Annotated in this window: 16 protein-coding genes; 12 read left to right on the forward strand and 4 right to left on the reverse strand. The window is 41.8% G+C overall.

The genetic code is table 11. The features are described 5' to 3' along the window. Window positions 1–81 precede the first annotated feature (81 nt). A complete protein-coding gene (locus FPK91_RS12565) occupies window positions 82–2,670 on the forward strand; it encodes a M14 family zinc carboxypeptidase (protein WP_144211571.1) in 2,589 nt (862 codons plus the stop codon). Between the two features lie 32 nt (window positions 2,671–2,702). Here the strand turns inward: FPK91_RS12565 and FPK91_RS12570 are convergent, their stop codons facing one another. Further along, the gene (locus tag FPK91_RS12570) at window positions 2,703–3,527 is read right to left on the reverse strand and encodes a ComF family protein (protein ID WP_227006559.1); all 825 of its coding nucleotides are present in this window, start codon (window positions 3,525–3,527) and stop codon (window positions 2,703–2,705) included. Between the two features lie 69 nt (window positions 3,528–3,596). On the opposite strand from FPK91_RS12570, the gene bioH reads away from it, so the two are divergent. Continuing rightward, window positions 3,597–4,388 carry a pimeloyl-ACP methyl ester esterase BioH gene (bioH, locus tag FPK91_RS12575; RefSeq protein WP_144211572.1) on the forward strand — a complete coding sequence of 264 codons (792 nt, stop codon included), beginning with the start codon at window positions 3,597–3,599 and terminating at the stop codon, window positions 4,386–4,388. A gap of 66 nt (window positions 4,389–4,454) precedes the next feature. Beyond that, the gene (locus FPK91_RS12580) at window positions 4,455–4,964 is read left to right on the forward strand and encodes a hypothetical protein (protein WP_144211573.1); all 510 of its coding nucleotides are present in this window, start codon (window positions 4,455–4,457) and stop codon (window positions 4,962–4,964) included. Between the two features lie 410 nt (window positions 4,965–5,374). Here the strand turns inward: FPK91_RS12580 and FPK91_RS12585 are convergent, their stop codons facing one another. Then, a complete protein-coding gene (locus tag FPK91_RS12585; RefSeq protein WP_144211574.1) occupies window positions 5,375–6,310 on the reverse strand; it encodes a LysR family transcriptional regulator in 936 nt (311 codons plus the stop codon). A gap of 177 nt (window positions 6,311–6,487) precedes the next feature. Between FPK91_RS12585 and FPK91_RS12590 the strand changes: the two genes are divergently transcribed. Both FPK91_RS12590 and FPK91_RS12595 read left to right on the forward strand, forming a co-directional pair. After that, complete coding sequence (locus tag FPK91_RS12590) at window positions 6,488–6,778, forward strand: putative quinol monooxygenase (protein WP_144211575.1); 291 nt, start codon at window positions 6,488–6,490, stop codon at window positions 6,776–6,778. A gap of 282 nt (window positions 6,779–7,060) precedes the next feature. After that, window positions 7,061–7,966 carry a hypothetical protein gene (locus FPK91_RS12595; protein ID WP_144211576.1) on the forward strand — a complete coding sequence of 302 codons (906 nt, stop codon included), beginning with the start codon at window positions 7,061–7,063 and terminating at the stop codon, window positions 7,964–7,966. A gap of 174 nt (window positions 7,967–8,140) precedes the next feature. Here the strand turns inward: FPK91_RS12595 and FPK91_RS12600 are convergent, their stop codons facing one another. Both FPK91_RS12600 and FPK91_RS12605 read right to left on the reverse strand, forming a co-directional pair. Next, entirely contained in the window at window positions 8,141–10,501 is a 2,361-nt protein-coding gene (locus tag FPK91_RS12600) for a Tex family protein (RefSeq protein WP_144211577.1), read from the reverse strand. Between the two features lie 247 nt (window positions 10,502–10,748). Further along, the gene (locus FPK91_RS12605) at window positions 10,749–11,666 is read right to left on the reverse strand and encodes a helix-turn-helix domain-containing protein (protein WP_158638089.1); all 918 of its coding nucleotides are present in this window, start codon (window positions 11,664–11,666) and stop codon (window positions 10,749–10,751) included. A 254-nt stretch (window positions 11,667–11,920) separates the two neighbouring features. Between FPK91_RS12605 and FPK91_RS12610 the strand changes: the two genes are divergently transcribed. The 7 genes from FPK91_RS12610 (at window position 11,921) to greB (ending at window position 19,995) form a co-directional block, all read left to right on the forward strand. After that, window positions 11,921–12,838, forward strand: coding sequence for a DmsE family decaheme c-type cytochrome (locus tag FPK91_RS12610; protein WP_319593220.1), 918 nt, complete (start codon window positions 11,921–11,923; stop codon window positions 12,836–12,838). 27 nt (window positions 12,839–12,865) lie between these two features. Then, entirely contained in the window at window positions 12,866–14,857 is a 1,992-nt protein-coding gene (locus tag FPK91_RS12615) for an MtrB/PioB family decaheme-associated outer membrane protein (protein ID WP_144214387.1), read from the forward strand. 45 nt (window positions 14,858–14,902) lie between these two features. Next, window positions 14,903–17,416, forward strand: a complete 2,514-nt coding sequence (locus tag FPK91_RS12620; protein WP_144211580.1) for a DMSO/selenate family reductase complex A subunit — start codon at window positions 14,903–14,905, stop codon at window positions 17,414–17,416. Window positions 17,417–17,428: 12 nt separating this feature from the next. Beyond that, the gene (locus FPK91_RS12625) at window positions 17,429–18,109 is read left to right on the forward strand and encodes a DMSO/selenate family reductase complex B subunit (RefSeq protein WP_144211581.1); all 681 of its coding nucleotides are present in this window, start codon (window positions 17,429–17,431) and stop codon (window positions 18,107–18,109) included. Window positions 18,110–18,161: 52 nt separating this feature from the next. Continuing rightward, window positions 18,162–18,854, forward strand: coding sequence for a TorD/DmsD family molecular chaperone (locus FPK91_RS12630; RefSeq protein WP_144211582.1), 693 nt, complete (start codon window positions 18,162–18,164; stop codon window positions 18,852–18,854). 99 nt (window positions 18,855–18,953) lie between these two features. Then, window positions 18,954–19,394: a hypothetical protein gene (locus FPK91_RS12635; RefSeq protein WP_144211583.1), complete on the forward strand. Its 441-nt coding sequence runs from the start codon at window positions 18,954–18,956 to the stop codon at window positions 19,392–19,394. Between the two features lie 121 nt (window positions 19,395–19,515). Continuing rightward, window positions 19,516–19,995, forward strand: coding sequence for a transcription elongation factor GreB (gene greB / locus FPK91_RS12640; RefSeq protein WP_144211584.1), 480 nt, complete (start codon window positions 19,516–19,518; stop codon window positions 19,993–19,995). Window positions 19,996–20,109: the final 114 nt, after the last annotated feature.

The following is a 20,109-nucleotide window of genomic DNA, read 5'->3' on the forward strand; positions in this document are numbered from 1 at the left end:
AAATGGGTTTTTATATGGAGATTTAAACTCAATCACTTTATGGTGATTATACGGTTTTATTTTTATGATCTTGTTTCTTATATGATTAGCTTCAATACACTGTTTAAATACTTATCAAAAAGCACCCTTTTCTCATGCTTGGTTTGCTTACCTTTATTTGCAATCGCGCAGGCAGAATCCCGTATTGAGCAACGTCTCTCAAGCGAAAGCATTGATTCAAGTATCACTCAACCTGCTGAATACCTAGGGTATCCTTTAGGCGAGTGGCATTTACGCCATGATCAAATAAACCATTACTTACAATTGTTAGCCAACCAAAGTTCAAGGGTGTCATTAGATTCTGCCGGTTACTCCCATGAAAGACGCCAACAGCTAACGGCTGTCATCACCTCAGACAAAAACCAACAAAATCTAGCTGAAATAATAAGTCAACGCAGCCAAGTGAAGTATGGCGCGAAACAACAAGGACCATTAGTCATCTGGTTGGCTTACTCTATACATGGCGATGAAGCCAGTGGCGCTCATGCCGCTGTCGCACTCAGCCATTACCTTGCAGCCTCAAATGAGCAATGGGTGTCACAATTACTAGAAAACACCGTAATTCTACTCACACCAACCCAAAACCCTGACGGCTTTGATCGCTTCTCAACCTGGGCCAACAATAATCGAAGCAATGTTATCGTCACGGATCCAAATCACCGTGAACATAACCAGGATTGGCCTGGAGGACGCTTTAACCATTACCTTGCGGATTTAAATCGCGACTGGTTATTCTTACGTCACCCTGCATCCCAAGGTCGTGTCGCCTTCTTCCATAAGTGGCAGCCTCATTATGTGGGTGATTTCCATGAAATGTGGCACAACCAATCATACTTCTTCCAACCTGGGGTCCCAGATAGGGTTAACCCGCTAACGAGTAAAGCCAATCAAACTTTATCAAATGAGCTTGCCGCCTATCACCGCAAAGCCTTAGATGAAGTGAAACAGGTGTATTTCAGCGGGCAGATGTTCGATGACTTCTTTTACGGTAAAGGGTCTACTTACCCGGATATTAACGGTTCCGTTGGAATTTTGTTTGAACAAGCGAGCTCACGCGGTCAGGCACAAGACTCACCGAATGGCGTAGTGACCTTACAAAACAGTATTGATAATCAATTTTCTACCTCGATATCAAGCCTTAAAGGTGCTGACGCATTACGTAAAAAACTCATAAAGTACCAGGGTGACTTTTTTGCTACTAACATAAAACGCACCCGTGATGGCAAGCAAAAAGGCCGCCTAGTGAAAGCCCAAGGTGGCGCAGCACATATTGACGAGCTCACCTCGATTCTTGAACAACACAAAATCAGCTTTAAATATTTGAGTCAAAATATAGAAGATGATGACATCCTCTTTATGCCTCAAAACAGCCTTTTTATTCCACAAAGCCAGCCTCAACATGATCTTTTACAGGCATTGTTTGATAAGCGAACTGAGTTTAAAGATGAAACATTTTATGATATTTCAACTTGGAATTTTGAGTCAGCATTAGCCCTAACGATAATAAATGGCGCTAAACCTAGTGCCAAATATTTAACGGCAAATAAGCCTCAGTTAACCCTGATGAATCAACTTGATGCAGCAGCAAATGTCGCTTTTGTGATTGATTGGCAACAAGCCTCTGCAGCGCCAATGTTGCAGCAATTACTGGCTAAAAATATCCAGGTTAAATATGCCAAAATGCCTTTTAGCTTGCCTGATAACGGCCCTACGGCTAACAAGTCGGCCGAGATAACGTTTCCTGCAGGCAGCTTGCAGATCCCGCAACGCCAGCCTAAATTTAGCGGTAATCTGCCCAAATTTATCAGTAAATTGGCTAAGCAATACCAAGTCAATGTCACCCCAGCAACCAGCTCACATACTTCATCGGGGATGGATTTAGGTAGCGATGACTTCATTACCATTAAACCGATTAAACCACTACTCATCACAGGTGCTGATACTAACGCTTCTGAAACAGGGCAAATGTGGTATTACCTTGATAGAACACTGGGAACACCTGTGACTATGGTGAATAGTGATCGCCTTGCAAAGCTCGACTTATCTGGATACAGCCATATTTTCATGGCCGACGGACCCTATAACTTAATGAGTGATGCCACCGCCAGAAAGCTAGGAAAATTTACTATTGATGGCGGCACGATCGTGGCTCAAAAACGGGCTCTCGTTTGGCTAAATAAGCGCAATATTTTAAAGTCTGAACCTAAAACACATAAAGAACTCAATAATTTATTTAGCACTTCAGGCATGAGTTTTGGCGATAAATCAAAATTGAATGCTAGGCAATCCATTGGTGGCGCGATTGTGTCATTAAAGCTTGATGATACTCACCCCATTAACTTTGGCTTGCCTAACCCACTACAAGTCATGAAAAACCGAGAAATCAGTTTCAATCTCACTTCAACCCCATTCATTGTGGCAGCAGATTATGAGAATGAGCCGCTGGTCAGTGGTTACCTTGCTAAGGAATACCAGCGTGCCTTTGCCAACACCCCTGCCATGATTGTGGAGCAAAAAGGTAAGGGCCATATTGTGGCATTAACCGATAATCTGCTGTTCAGAAATATCTGGTTAGGCTCTGAAAAAGTCTATGCTAATTCACTGTATTTTATTCAAAAGGGATTTAAATAAGCGTTAGTCATTGGCTATCGGCTGAATCAATATCACAGCAAACCTGGTGCTTCAGCCCTTGCTAGGCACCAGCATTGCACATGCACGTAATGACCATGAAACAAGCTCGCAATCTCATTGGCGGTAGTGCCTGTTGTCACCACATCATCAATCAATGCCACCCTTTGATAGGGGATCTCTTTCACTAATTCAAAAGCATCTGCACAATTTTGTCGGCGCTGTTTACCGTCAAGTCCCGCTTGTGCTTTAGTATCAATAATGCGCTTCAACAAACTATCATCCATGGGGATACCCAACAGCTGACTCAGCTCGTTTGCAATTAACCACGCTTGATTGAAGCCTCGTTGCTTTAGACGATTACGATGAAGTGGCACAGGTATCAATACTTGGGGTAAATCAATTAAACCTCTGGCGACCAAATCCATCACTCGAATTGCTAATACTTGCGCCAATGCTGTCAGTGGCGCGCATTGCTGCTGATATTTTATCCCAGCAATTAACGATCCTAAACCTTGATGATAGCTGCATGGCGCAATAATTAACATCGGTTCAATATGTTGGCAATGGCCACAGTAGACTTGTAATAGCGGTATGGGTTTACCGCAACCTAAACAGATTTCGTCATGATAAAGTCCTGCGACTAGACATGTTTGGCAGACGCCTGTTTGCGGTTTACCTTCGGCGTATTGCTCAATATCCTGATGACATAGCAAGCATCGATTAGGTAAATTACGCTTAATCGCAGTAATAACAGTTTGTATGCCAAGGCTTTGTATGTCATAGCTTTGCCTGAATAACGGTGGACATTTTTGCTGCAGAAAACCGCGAAAGCGATTTTTTGTGAGTTGCCAAGCCATGTAATATCCTTATCCTGTATGACAGTGCTAATACCTCGTCATCGCGAGCCAAAAATTTGAGGCTATCTTTTGAATCCACCAGCGTTACATATCCATACTATTGACAATAATAATGCCAGCAACGGCAAAGATGTCGTTTTACTGCATGGGTGGGGAGTCAATTCCGCTGTTTTTCATCCATTACAAACAGCGCTGTCTGAGTATAGGGTGCATTATGTCGACCTGCCGGGTTTTGGCGATAGCGAAGCCAATGAGAATGACATAAAGGCATGGGCAACCGCGTTAGCTCAAGCTCTGCCCGAAAATGCAATTTGGTTAGGTTGGTCATTAGGCGGACTAGTCGCAACTCAAATCGCCATTAGCCATCCACAATCTGTCAAAGCGCTAATTACAGTTGCCTCTTCCCCCTGCTTTATGGCGCAGGAACAACCTGAATGGCCGGGTATTGATCCCAAAGTGCTCAGCCAATTTCACCAGCAATTAAATATCAATCTAGCCAAAACGGTTGAGCGATTTTTAGCGATTCAAGCCATGGGCAGTGACTCTGCTAAAAAGGATATGCTCACGATTAAACGACTTGTTTTAGCTAAACCTTTACCTAGCCAGGCGGTTTTAGATCAAGGATTAGCCATGCTAAGGGACGTAGATTTACGTCCTGAACTACATAAGATTACTCAGCCATGGTTACGTATTTGGGGCAGATGTGACAGTTTAGTACCTAAGAAGATAATTAATCTTTTACCACAAGCAACAAGTATTAAAGACGTTATTCACAATAAAGCATCTCATGCACCGTTCATTTCACACCCAAATGCATTTTTGAATGAATTATTGCCATGGATCAAAAAATATACAGACTAAGCCTATAAAAGCCTTTACTAATTGACTATAATTTAAACGTTGTTAGTTAATTCTTAAGTGAGCTTTATGCTGATTGTGACCAATTATCCCCAAGTACCGATTGCGACAAGTAATGTTGCAACCGATCTTGCGCGTGCGGATAATCAGCAAGCGAAACCTATTTTACCGCCGCAACAGCTTTCAAATGCACATCATGAACGCGCACTGAATCAAAAAAATGATCAGTCTGCACGCTACGATGTTATTGAAGAGAAATACCGCCAACAGCAAAAACAATCTACAGGTCAAGAAAGCCCGCTACAACAATCCAATGTCGCTAAAAATGTATTGCCACAACTATTACGCATTGCGGCAAACAATTCTCCAACAATTCAGCGCCGAGATATTCAGGTTAAAACCCAATCAAATGCCTCTAGTACGAGTTCAGATAAAGCCACAATACAAAGCCAGCTATTAACTGACAATTTGGCCGACCAACCTGATGAGTTTTATGAGCAGCTAGGGCAGCGCGTTGGCGATTATTATCAACAAACCACAACACCTCAGCCACAAAGTAACTTGTCAGCACTCGTTTAAACTTCTAATAACACAGTTAATTATGCTAAAACGCTTTTATCAACAAAGCCTCTAGCAATACAAAGCCAGCTATTAACTGAGCATTTAGCCGATCAACCTGATGAGTTTTATGAGCAGCTAGGGCAACGTGTTGGTGATTACTATCAACAAACCACAACGCCTCAGCCACAAAGTAACTTATCAGCACTCGTTTAAACTTCTAATGACACAGTTGATTATTTTAAAACGCTTTTATCAATAAAGCCTTTAGCAATACAAAGCCAGCTATTAACTGACAATTTGGTCGATCAACCTGATGAGTTTTATGAGCAGCTAGGGCAACGCGTTGGCGATTATTATCAACAAACCACAACGCCTCAGTCACAAAGTAACTTGTCTGCACTCGTTTAAACTTCTAATGACACAGTTGATTATTTTAAAACGCTTTTATCAATAAAGCCTTTAGCAATAAGTTGCTTAAGAATATCAGTGCTTTGTTTTCTAAAGTTATCTCGCAATAACCTGACAGCAGGTGTAATCGATTGCCTGCTGGGGCAAATTAACCATAGCTCTGTGGGAGTGGGTTTAAAATCAGGCATAACACTAACAACCTTACCCGCTAATAAGTCCGCTGACATATCTAAGCACGACTTAACAGCAAGCCCTTTACCAGCAACACACCAACGCCTAACCAGATCGCCATCATTACCCGCTCGGTTACTATTCATCTTAATTTTAAATTCATTCTCGTCATCACTGAAATGCCAAACATCATGTACGACATCATAAAGCTGATACAACAAACCATTAAACGATGGTAAGTCATGTGGATGCTGTGGAGTGCCATTTTTCTCAAGGTATTCAGGGGTAGCACACAATAGCCTTGGCACATTACAAATCTTAAACCCATAAAGGTTGGCTTCTGTTGGCGAGCCATAACGCAGAGCAATATCAATAGAATCTCGGTAAAAGTCGATATTACTATCACTAATACTGGTTCGTAGTCTGAGCTGAGGATGGTCATCCATAAATTCATCTAACCATGGGGTGACAAAGTGACGTCCAAAATCTGATGACAAAGCAATCCGCAGCTGACCATCGATGATATCCAAATCATCCTTCATGTTTTGCTTAGCTTGATCCAGCAACAACAAGGCTTTTTCACATTGAGGAAGATAGCGCTCACCTGCAGCAGATAGCCTTAAGTGTCGGGTGGTTCTAACAAATAACTCAACGCCTAAGTTATTTTCAACACGTTTAACGGCAGCACTGGCGGTCGCTGTACGCATATCAAGGTTGGCCGCAGCGGCAGTAATGCTGCGAAACTCAGCCACTTTTAGAATAACAATCAGATCTTCTAATAACATTTATTAACCAAACCTTGTGATAAGCAATTTTTGTGATAAACGATTCTTGTAATAAACAATTATCTATTTATTTTTGATAATCTTTCCAACATTACCCTGTTTATCAATGTCAGTGCAATGGTTAATATATCGACATCAAACGAACACTGACTCTCACAAATAATAGGAATCATCATCATGGCTAAGTTAACTATCGTAGCAAACATCATCACTAAAGCAGATAAAGTAGAACTCGTTAAAGCTGAACTACTTAAACTGATGGATATTACTCGTGCAGAAGAAGGTTGTATCAATTACGACTTACATCAAGACAATGAAAACCCAGCGCATTTTATGTTTTATGAAAACTGGGAAAACCGTGAATTATGGCAAACACACATGGGTAATACCCATTTAGAGCAGTACATGATGGCCACTGAAGGTGCGGTTGAGCAGTTTATTTTGAATGAAATGACCCAAATTGCGTAATTTTTCAGCATGAGATAAATAACAATGGGATGACCAGATGTCATCCCATTTTTTATACCTTGAAAAAGCCTTTGATTCGCAGAATCAATTTCATCTATTACGCAAAAGGAAGATTAAGCGATGAAGCTTTTATTCTACCTCGGTGTAATGTCACAGGATTAAAGATGAATAACTAAGTATGATTGTGTCTTAACTCGTTATTCTTTATATTGATATAACTATTTCATATTCCGCATACGGCTATGCAAAAGGCATATATTGCTATTTAAAAAAGGGATTTTTGTGGCGTTTAAAATCTTACTGAACTTAAGTTTAGTGATGACTGCTGACGCTGTTGCCAAAGATATCGTTATTTTAAATCTGCCAGATTCAGAAAGAGATACCCGTTATGAATACACTCATAACATTATGGAGCTCATATTAATCCATACCGAAGATGATTTTGGTGAATGGGAAATAAAAACATCTTCTGTCCCCATGACTGCTAGCAGAGTCTTGTCTGAGTTAGTCAGTGGTCAATTGATTAATGTTATTGCTGAAGCACCTAAACCCCATTGGAACGAAAAGCTTATCGCGATTGATGTGCCTTTAAGAAAAGGCATTCAAGGATTTCGTGTTTTCATCATCAAACAACAAAACCAATCCCTATTTGCCAACATTACCTCCTTTGAGCAGTTCAAAAAAATACCCACAGGATCTGGTATGTTTTGGTCGACCCGTTTCGCCATGGAACAAGCCGAAATGAATGTGGTGATTGGCTCAAGTTATAATGGTTTATTCCATATGCTAGATAAAGAACGCTTTATCAGTTTTGGACGGGGCATTAATGAGGCATATGATGAAGTCGCCGCTTATCGCAAAGATTATCCCGATTTAATGGTCGAGAAAAATACCCTTTTACATATTCCATTAGTAACCTTATTTTATGTATCACCGACCTTGCCAGAGTTAGCCAATAGAATACAAATCGGTTTGCAGCGCATCAAAGCCAACGGGTTATTTGATGATATGTTTTACCGAGAACATTGTCGGGTTTTAATCCAAAGCCAACTTGATAAACGCTTGGTATTTACTATCGACAATGAACATATTAGCCAGCAAGCATTAACAAAGATGCTCAAAAATAATCAGGTCATTTCACCAAAAAGTAATTTTGAAGAGGTCTGTCTGAGTTATTTAGAAGAGTAATAATATCTCACTACTTTTTACCCGATAAACATTCCAGTAAACGACCTGTAATAAACTCCGCACCATAAACTGCAAGCAATAAACGGCAAGCAAAAAAAAAAGCCCTAACACAGATGAGTAAACTCAAATATATTAAGGCGTTAAAAATAATGAGCGAATATCGCTACATCATTATTATTTTTTCAGCTTAGCAAAAGCATCAGCAAACGCATTACCCATTGCCGCATTCTCAGGGGCTTTATTCTGTTTACGTGCAGCCTGCTTCTGGCCACCAGCCTTATGAGCCGGCTTTTGGTGCGCCGGAGTGTTTTGACCAGGCTTGTTTGAACTGCTTCTGTTAGCTGTCTTATCCGTTTGTAATGGTTCATCCAAACGCATGCTTAAAGCAATTCGGCGACGCTCAACATCAACATCCATTACTTTGACTTTAACCACATCACCGGCTTTTACTATGGTGTGTGGGTCGCTCACAAACTTGTCCGTCAATGAAGAAATATGTACTAAACCATCTTGATGTACGCCTACATCAACAAAAGCGCCAAAGTTAGTCACATTGGTTACTACACCTTCAAGGATCATCTCAAGCTTAAGATCGTTAAGCGCTTCAACCCCGTCTTTAAAACTGGCGGTTTTAAATTCACCACGTGGATCACGTCCAGGTTTATCAAGTTCTGCAAGGATGTCTGTTATGGTTGGTAAGCCAAACTCATCGGTGACAAACTCAGCAGCATCTAACTGTGCCAATAACTCGCTGTTACCAATTAAGCTAGCAACGGTTTGTTTTTTCGCAGCAGCGATAGATTCAACCAATTTGTACGCTTCTGGATGCACAGATGAACTGTCTAATGGATTTTTAGCTTGGCTAATACGTAAGAAACCCGCTGCTTGTTCAAAGGCTTTTGGCCCTAAACGTGCCACTTTCAATAATTGTTTACGGGTTTCGAACTTGCCGTTTTCATCGCGGTAATTAACCACGTTTTTAGCTAAGGTTTTATTCAAACCAGCCACTTGAGCAAGCAATGGCGCTGAAGCCATATTCAAATCAACGCCCACGCCATTTACACAATCTTCAACCACCGCTTCAAGTGAACTTGATAGTTGGCTTTGGCTAACATCATGCTGATATTGCCCGACACCAATGGATTTTGGCTCAATTTTAACTAACTCAGCTAATGGGTCTTGCAGTCGGCGCGCAATTGACACAGCACCGCGAATAGAGACATCAAGATTTGGGAACTCATCAGAAGCTAACTCAGAAGCTGAATAAACCGATGCACCCGCTTCGCTGACCATGACTTTAGTCAAACTTGGGTGAGTCTCTTTCATAAAGCTCATCACTTCAGCGGCCAATTTATCGGTCTCACGTGAAGCAGTGCCATTACCAATCGCGATGATGTCGACTTTATGCATCTTAACCAGGTTAGCTAAGGTGCGAATTGATTTGTCCCAGACGTTTTGCGGCGCATGGGGGAAAATAGTGGTATGAGCGACAAACTTACCGGTGTTATCGACAATCGCGACTTTAACGCCAGTACGCAGTCCAGGATCTAAGCCCATGGTGGCTTTAGGACCCGCAGGGGCTGCCATAAGTAAATCACCAAGATTACGAGCAAACACGTTTATGGCTTCAACTTCAGCACGTTCACGCATTTGGCTAATGAATTCAGTTTCCATCTGCAGGGCAATTTTAATGCGCCAAGCTGCAGTCACAACCGTTTTAAGCCACTGATCGACTGTCGAATCTGAAAACTTCAAATTAAAATGATCTGCAATAATCACCACACAATAACTGCTTTGAGCGACTTCAGCTTTCGGATCGGCATTCATTGATAAGCTAAGTGCGCCTTCATTGCGGCCGCGAAGCATTGCCAGAGCTCGATGCGAAGGCACTTTAGTAATGGCTTCTGTGTGCTCAAAGTAATCTCTGAATTTTGCACCTTCTTTCTCTTTACCTTTAACCATTCGACTTTCAAGCACAGCTTGTTGGCTCAAATGTTTACGAACCTTCTGCAGTAAGTCAGCATTTTCAGCAAAGCGTTCCATCAAGATAAAGCGTGCACCATCTAATACTGCTTTAACATCACCAAAGCCGGCTTCTGCATTAATAAACTCAGCCGCTTTGTCATCAAGATTAATGCTGCGATTAGCCAATAAAAAGTCAGCCAATGGTAGCAAGCCTGCTTCAATTGCAATTTGACCTTTAGTGCGACGTTTAGGTTTATAAGGAAGGTATAAATCTTCTAGACGGGTTTTACTGTCTGCTGCATTAATAGCTTGCTGTAATGCTGGCGTTAATTTGCCTTGAGTATCAATGCTAGAAAGAATCACTTGTCTACGCTCTGCTAACTCGCGTAAATAACCTAAGCGGCTATATAAGGTACGCAGTTGCGCATCATCTAATCCGCCAGTTGCTTCTTTACGGTAGCGGGCAACAAAGGGAACGGTAGAACCATCATCAAGCAGATTAATCGTTGCTGAGACTTGTTGCTCACGAACATTCAGTTCCTGAGCGATTATTTGAGCAATACTTGGCATAAAAGGTCTATTTGGCTTTGAATAACAAATGAGGCCAAAGATAGCATAAACAGCCTGAAACGGTTATTAACAATCGATGTTTTTTAAGGATATTATCGACAATAAATGCGATAAATTGCAGAATTTTAATACTGGTATGATATTCGATTAATTAGTCGGAATTGTAAGTTAATGAATTTTAATTGAATTAATTTGATCAAAATACATCTATTTAATAACTATTATCATTTGCATTTATTATTTAAAACTAAAGTTGTACATTGTTATAAATATGTTTTTTAACATATTGAGATGGAGTGTGACCCGCTGATTTAGAAAAGTATCGACTAAAACTTGGTAAGTCTTTAAAACCACTTTCATAAGCTGATTTTTTAATATTGCCATTATTTTTATTTAAAATAGAAATAATAGAATTCATTCTCGTCTTATTAATCATATCCTTAGCACAGTGATTATTAATTTTAAGTTCTCGTTGTAAACCACGTTCCGACACGCCAATGGCATTGGCCAAGTTTGATAAACATAATTGAGAAGGTTGAATACTATTTGCTGCGGCTTTTATACGATCGACACTCGAAAATGAAAGCTCGGTTATCATAGATAGTGAGCCAAAGTCTCGTTCATCTTTAGGGACGATAACCGACATAGATTGGCAATTAAAAGTAACCTTATCAAACAAATCAACATTGACACCATAAAATGCCCGCTCGAAAGGTAACTCTATAATTATATTAGATTTTTCTTTTGAAGAATAACTTAAGATATTGGTTAAACAACTATAAATAAACAGATCGTCATATTGTGAAGCAATGGCTTGTGGTGCACGAGTAGCGACTAAACCAATCGAGTCATCCGTTTCTACATTACTCCAATTTAAGTCTGAAACCTCATTATAAAATTGGGTAAATGCAAGCAATTTTTGAGCATCACTTATTTCACTCGACAGGTCAATTTGGGTGAATGCCATTATTCGCTGATTAAAATATTTTAATAGATCAATAAAGAAATATTTATTATCACAATGTTTTTCAATGAAACGTAATAAATTAGTAATAGTATTAAAACCAATCAAATCTGTATCTGAAAGATATTTATAATGATGGTATTCATCCGGCAAGGGAAAATTAATTAATTCACAATATTCACATACGATTTTTGTATGCACAGCCGGTCTGCATTTATATTTGATCATATAAAATTAACTAATTGTCACTCAATTTAAAAGAGGCTGTATTTTAATTACTTTTGTTACCTAACGTGCAGATCTGGATCACATTTGTCGTTTTCTGATAATTCAATTTTATCGATTAGACATAGCTAAAGCTCTAAACTACCCCTTATTGATTAGTGCAATTTTTAACATTCGATTTAATAAGGTCAGGTAACTTGATGAACTGCTATCGAAACTTCATAACCTATATGAGCATAACCATATGTTTATGTTCATTTAGTGCTGTTTCAGCACCATGGGATGACATTTCAGGTGAACAATTAGAGCAACAATTAGTTGAAAAGTTCACTGAAGGAAAGTACTCCCCTAAAGGGGCAGACAGCTGTCTAATGTGTCATCGTAAAAGCGAGAAAGTCATGGATATCTTTAAAGGTACCCATGGCGACCTCAATAGCAGCAGTTCGCCAATGGCTGGTTTGCAGTGTGAAGCGTGTCATGGCCCACAAGGTAATCATAACCGTGGCGGCAAAGAGCCAATGATTCAATTTGGTCAGGACAGCAAGCTATCAACTCAAGCGCAGAACACCGTATGTCAGGGTTGTCATAATGACCCACAACAAATGGCCTGGCATAGCAGCACTCATAACCTTGAAGAAATTGCTTGTGCTGATTGTCATAACATTCATGCCGAGAAAGACCCTGCCTTAGACAAGTTAACCGTTAACGATACCTGTACTAGCTGTCATACCCGTGAAAAAGCGGATATGAACAAGCGCTCAGCTCACCCAATGAAATGGGATCAGATGACATGTATTGATTGTCACTCTCCTCATGGTTCGATGACAGAAAGTGCCTTAAACAAGCCTTCTATTAATGACACTTGTTATAGCTGTCATGCAGAGAAACGTGGCCCAGTGCTATGGGAACACGCCCCCGTTACTGAAAACTGTGTGACCTGCCATAACCCACACGGCAGTGTAAATGAAGGCATGCTCAACAACCGTGCACCGCAACTGTGTCAGCAATGTCATGCCGATGATGGTCACGCAAGTCGAGTTGTACCGCAACCCGGTATGGATGCATTTGGCGGCGGTAAGAGTTGTTTAAATTGCCACAGTCAAATCCATGGTTCTAACCATCCTGCCGGCAGCTTGCTGCAACGCTAAATGAGGAGCGACACCATGAGTTATAAACTGAATTTTAAACTTAATATTATTACCGCCTCATTACTGGTTGCATCAGCACCCGCATTGGCAGCTAACTTTGCTGTTGGTAATGCTAATACGGCCAATATAGACCAACAGAAATATCAATGTCAGCGCTGTGAAGCAAACACTGGCTATAGCGGTAGCGTAAGTGTTGCAGCGGGTTACATCGACAGTGACGATGTCCATGCAGCAAATACCTTTGGTACTGACCAAGACGGTTTTGTGACTAATGTCAGCGGTGATGTTCAATATCAGGGCGATGATGGTTATCAAGCCAGTATTCAAGCCAATCAACTTGGTTTTGAAAACAGCTCTGCCAACGTTAGCGTTGGCAAAACAGGTTTATTCTCTGTTGATGCTGATTACCAATTACTCACTACATACCAGTCTGGTGATGCTCAAAGTCAGCTTTACTATGACGACGGCATGATGGTGCCAAGTGATGAACCTTACACGTTCGAGCTATCTCAACAACGTGAAAAAATGGGTTTAGGCGCCAAAGTTAAGCAAGACGGCTATCAAGCTTATCTACGCTACGAAACCGAAGATAAAACCGGATATAAGAGCAGCAGTATTGTTACCCCAAATCCGGTTAATATCGGCTTAGTGGTCGACTCAACGACTGATTCATTTACAGCAGGTGCTGCATTAACGGGTGAAAAATGGTTAACAGAGCTGAGTTATTTTGGTAGCCAATACAAAAATAACGTTAACGATCTTAGCCTACCGTACTCATACGACTTATATGCTGCGACGCCAGATAATGAGGCGCATCAAGTTTCTTTATCTGGTCAATACCAGCTTGATCGCACCGTTATGTCAGGCCGCTTTATTGTTGGTCGCATGATTCAAGATGATGACTTGATTCAAATGTCTGGTAATCCTGTTCAAAACTGGGATGGCGAAATTGATACCACTGATGCCAGTTTTAGAGTGACATCAATGCTGACCAATCGTTTCCGTTTAGGCGGTAGCTATGATTACAGCAATCGCGAAAATAACAGTTCAGTACTTGAATTCCAGCAGTACAGCTTCAACAGTCTTAATGGCACATTTAAAGAAAACGTCGCCACTGACATTGAACGCTCAACATTCAAAGTAAACGCAAGCTACCGCATTGCTAGCGGCTATCGCCTTCAAGGTGGATATGATCGCAAAGACGTTGAACGTACTCACAGCGAACGTGAAGAAACGAATGAAGATAGCTTATGGGCTAAATTCAGCATCCGGGCCGTTGATAACTTTGTTATTGATATCAAAACCAGCCACAGCAACCGTGGTGGTTCTGAGTATGAAGCGACCGAGTTAACGTCATCAGAAGAAAACAGCTTAATGCGCAAATACTATCTTGCAGATAGAAAACGCAATGATGTTGAACTTCGCGTTAATCACACCCCACTTGATTGGCTAAGTATCGATTTCACTGGTCGTTATGCAAAAGATGACTACGACGACACTGTCATCGGCTTAACTGAGTCAGAAGATTACGGCTACGACGTTAACGTTAATCTACAAATCACCAACCAATTATCAGCCTATGGTTTTGCTGGCCAACAGTGGATTAACTCTGCTCAAGCAGGCAGTCAAAGTTATAGCGATCCTGATTGGTACGCAGACATTGAAGACAAATTCATCAACATGGGTGCTGGCGTAAGTTATGGCGGGTTAATGGAAGACAAACTGACTTTAGGCGCTGATTACCTATTCAGCAACTCAAGCAGTGACACTTACGTTACCAGCACAGGAACCAATCCCTACGGCGATTACTATTCCTATAACCATACCGCTAGCTTGTATGCCAACTACGCCTTAAATGAGCAAATGGCACTGAAGCTAACTTATAGCTACGAACGCTATTACGACACCGATGATGCACAAATATCGCCAGATGAAGTACCAGGCATGGTCACTTTAGGCGAACTAAATCACAACTATAACGCCCATCAGATCATGCTGAATTTCAGCTATCTGCTGTAGTCGTTTACCAACGCGCTGAATATATTTTAGTAAGAGGACACAATAATGGAACGCAGAAGTTTCTTGAAGATGAGTGCGGCTATGGGTTGCGCTGCAACAGTAACCGGCTGTAATAGCAGTTCGAAAGATGCAGAGCCAATCCCGCCACAACCGCCTGTCGATGAAGCAGTGACTTGGTCAGCATGTTTAGTTAACTGTGGCTCAAATTGCCCAGTTAAAGTTTTCAGTCGAGATGGGATGATTACCCGTGTCGAAACTGACCATGAAGTAGAAGACGTTTACGGTTTACATCAAGTTCGTGCTTGTGCCCGTGGTCGTTCTTTACGTCAACGCACTTATGCGTATGACCGTTTAAAGTCGCCAATGAAACGTGTTGGTGAGCGTGGTGAAGGCAAATTTGTGCCAATCACTTGGGAAGAAGCGGCTAGCACAATCGGTGGCAAACTGACTTCAGTTATTGCAGAACATGGCAACAAAGCCATCTTCAGAAGTTATGGTTCAGGTGCTTACTACGGCTTCGCATCAAATGCTAACTTCAACCGTTTATTCAACTTAGTTGGCGGTTGTTTACAATACTTCGGTAACTACTCTTGGGCACAACAAACTGAAGCGGCTAAGCATACCTTTGGTACTGGCAGCACTTCAGGTTCTGCCACTGTAACGCTTGAAAGCAGTGACTTTCTATTAGGTTTTGCGTACAACCCAAGTGAAATCCGTCAATCGGGTTCTGGTGAAGGTTATGATTACTTACAGGCATTGCAACGCGCTAACGGCCTTAAAGTGACCATGATTGATCCTCGCTACACTGATTCAATGACAGGTAAAGAGTCTTCTTGGTTACCTATTCGTCCAGGTACTGATGCAGCCTTAGCTGAAGCAATTGCTTACTTGATGATCAGTTCTGGTTGGGTTGACGCTAACTCTATCGACTTTATCAATAAACACAGCGTGGGTTATGACGCAGCTTCTATCGAAGCGCAAAAAGTAGAATTTGCAGCCAGTGGCGACGCGAAAAAAATCGAATACGCTGCAGCAATGAAGTCTGAAGAAAACTACTACGACTACATTATGGGCTTAGGCGCATTTAGTGACCGTGCACCTCGTACGCCTGAATGGGCTGCGAAAATCACTGGTATCTCAGAAGCCAATATCAAGCAAGTTGCTGACGATTTAATGGCATCAGAAAAGCCTTACATCATTGCTGGTGCGGGTGTTAACCGTCAAGCAAACGGCGAGCAAACGGTTCGTGCCATATACATGTTGGGCGTACTAGCAGGTAAGTTAGGCCGCGAAGGTTCATCAAATGGTGAGCTACCAAACATGACTAACATGTACCGTGGTTCAATCCCTACTGGCTCAAACCCTGTAAAAGAAAAAATCTCTTTCTTTACTTGGTCAGAAGCCATTCACAACGGCGAAACCATGACAGCACGTAGTCACGGAATCACTGGAACTGATGACTTAGATACGCCACTAGGCACTAACATCAAAGTGATCATTTCGGCATCTGATAGCTCGCTACTAAACCAACATGCTGACATCAACGGCACTGCAGAAATCTTAAAAGATGAAAGCGGCGTTGAACTGATAGTATCGTGTGATTGCTGGATGACACCTGGCGCTAAGTTCGCCGATATCATCATTCCTGATACGTCTTGGTTAGAGTCTAACGACCTTGTTGATGATTCATACGCTTCAGGCGCTATGGGTTATATCACTGCGATGAAAGCGGCTGTGGATCCAATCTGGGACTGTAAGTCAATGTACCAAGTATCTGCAATGATTGCTGAAGCTATGGGCGTAGGCGCGGCATTCACTGAAGGTAAAACGGAAGATGAGTGGCTTGAAGAGTTATACCAACAAACTCGCGAAAACAGCAAAAACTTAGGTGTGACACCTGCTTTCCCATCAACTTATAAAGAAGCACAAGAAATTGGTTTCTTCCGTAAGAACATGGAAAACCGCAACGTGGCATTACAAGGATTTGTGAATGGCGGAGAAGCTCTTGGTACACCATCAGGAAAAATTGAAATCCATTCTGCAGAGTTAGCTTGGCGCTCAGCAAACTGGGAACAAAACAAAGCTAAAGGCGACACCATCACTGCAATTCCACAGTACACAGTGACGTGGGATGGCTATGAAGATGAAGACACTAAAGAAGATTACCCGTTACAACTCGCTGGTTATCACACTAAGGGTCGTACTCACTCTAGCTACCACAACGTACCTTGGTTACGTGAAGCTGTAGAAGATGCTGTATGGATGAACGCGATTGATGCTCAGCAGTACGGCGTAGCCTCTGGTGACACTGTCGAAATGTATAACGAACGTGGTTCTATTGAAGTGGTTGTCCGTGTAACACCTCGCGTATTACCGGGTGTTGTTGCTTTAGGTCAAGGCGCTTGGTTCAAACCTGATCCAAATGGTCGTACTGGCTTATCAGGCAAAGTTGTGGATATTGGCGGCGCGATTAACTCGCTGACCCGTTACATGCCTAGCCCAGTGGCTAAAGGTAATCCACAACACACTAACCGTGTTCAACTTCGTAAAGTTTTATAAGGGAGCGCCACTATGAGCGATTCAATTCAATATTGTTTTTATGTCGATACGACTAAATGCACTGGCTGTAAAGCCTGCCACATCTCTTGTAAAGATAGACAAGGTGATGAAATTCGCAACGCAACTAAGCCCGTTGAAAACGGCGTGCCTAGCTTAACCGGTGTTAACTGGCGTCGTGTTTATGAGTACGGCGGTGGGTCTTGGAATGTTGACCCTGCAACAGGGACTTTTGAGCAAGACGTATTTGCTTATTATATGTCTATCGGTTGTAACCACTGTAGCGAACCTGTATGTGTTAAAGCTTGTCCAACAGGTGCGATGCATAAGCGTCGTGAAGACGGTTTAGTCCATGTTGCTGAAGATTTATGTATTGCATGTGAAAGCTGCTCAAGAGCTTGTCCATACGATGCACCACAACTTGACCAAGAACGTAAGGTCATGACTAAATGTGATGGTTGTTACGATAGACTCGCTGTAGGACGTAAACCTGTCTGTGTTGAATCATGCCCAATGCGTGCACTAGATTTTGATACAGTAGAAAATATCCAAGCTAAATATGGCGCGGGTGATGGGCATATTGCACCACTCCCTAATCCATCTATCACAACGCCAAACTTGATCATTAAAGCAAATCGCAATGGTCAACCTGCTGGCGCTGGTGCGGGTAAGATATTAAACCCTTCTGAAGTCTAATCAGATTTGGTAGTGGTTAGTCATAACCACTACCCTTTTTGAGGAAAGTATAATGAGCAACTCACAAACTGTTGAACAAATATCGCTAGATAAACTCGCTGAATACCAAGCAATCGCACGTATTCTGCATAATGTTTTTTGCCTCTATCCAGAGACAGAACTCGTTGAAGGGTTCAAGGAAAACGCGGTAGCGGCTACTTGGCCAAAATTTAAACAAACAACCGCTAATCAACAGGGACGTGATGCGCTAAATAACTACCTTGGACAATGGAATGTTGAACAGATGAACGACCTTAAAGTCGATTATGGTCAGCTATTCTATGGTCCAGGTGAACCGATTGCGATACCACAAGGGTCAGCCTATTTAGGTGAAGCTCAAGTGCATTTCGATGCATCAACCATCGCCCTTATCGATTTTTATAAACAGCACGGGGTTAACTTTAGCCTTGATATGCCACAACCTGTCGATCACTTAGGGCTTTTCTTTGCTGTATTAGATTCGAGTTTTGAGCGTTTAATTAACGCTGATAATGATGAAGACAGTGATAGCCAAAGCTTGAAGCAATTTATTCAAGTGCTACTACAACAGCACTTATTGCCGTGGGCCGGACGTTGTCTCGACATTGCGCTAGAACATGCTGAAACTGATTTTTATCGCGGAGTTTCATTACTTGCCAGTGATTATTTAGCCGAGCTAACTGACGCATTTAACGTGATACCAATGCCACGTAAATTATTTAGATAGCACTTAATCAGTCATAAATAAGTCATAAGTAGGTCGCTAAATCTTCACCTTGCTGTGGCTTATTAAGACTTGCTAACACTCCAGCTTCAGGAACTCACTATGTCAGTTATACATGCAGTCGGTGCACAATGGGATAAGGCCAAATGGTCTCATCAATTGGTATCTTTTTGGCAGCTAGATGCCTATGTGAACAGCTTATTTGTCGGTGCAACCACGGCTATAACTACCGCTAACCTCACTGCAGCATTAGTGAATGATGAAAAGCGTCTAAACACCGAAACAGAACTCACGACAGAAGATGTTTTTGGCGCTCTTTTTGACGGTTTTTTACTGTTATTTGTTAAAGAGATTAGTAAAAATAATCTTACTCAAGCTGAAGCCTTAATCCTGCAATTAGCTGAATATTACGCTAAGCAATACCAGCAGCTCACCGTCACTGACATTAAAATGTTAAATCAAAGCCAACAAGTCATTGATGCGATGAAAAAGCTAGGCCACCTTCGCGCTCAACGTCGCAGCCAAACGCGCAATATGGGCTAGTGATATCTGTCAGTCTCATAACTACCGGCATCATTACCGTTACGCTTAAATTTAAAACCATCGACAACCGCCCCCATTTTAGGTAATTTCACTCCTAGGCAGTACTACGTAGAGACAATTCGTGAAAACCAACCTCATCACCCCAGAAGGGATCAACAAACTCAAAACTGAGCTGAACTATTTATGGCGTGAATATCGCCCAGAGATCACCAAAAAAGTCGCTTGGGCTGCGAGTCTTGGCGATCGCTCAGAAAATGCTGATTACAAAGAAAATAAGCGTTTATTACGTCAAATTGATGGCCGAGTGCGTTTTTTGCGAAAACGTATCGAAAGCTTGAAAGTCATTGACTATTCGCCGGAACAAGACGGCAAGGTTTTCTTTGGGGCTTGGGTAGAAATTGAAAATGATGACGGTGATGTACTGCAGTTTCGTATTGTCGGCCCAGATGAAATTTATGGCGGTGCTAAGGGTTATATTTCTATCGACTCGCCGATGGCGCGTGCTTTGCTGAAAAAAGAAGTCGATGACGATGCTGTTGTCCCAACTCCTGATGGGCCGCAAGATTGGTACATCAACAAAATATCTTACACAGCTTTATAACTAACAAAATGTTCTCTATTTGCACCACAATGGAACATAATCCCGCTTAGCTCCATCTTTGGGGCAATTTAACACTGCAAAACTTGCCCTATCGAGTGACTTTACTAAACTTAG

Source organism: Shewanella donghaensis, from assembly GCF_007567505.1.
Lineage (GTDB): Bacteria > Pseudomonadota > Gammaproteobacteria > Enterobacterales > Shewanellaceae > Shewanella > Shewanella donghaensis.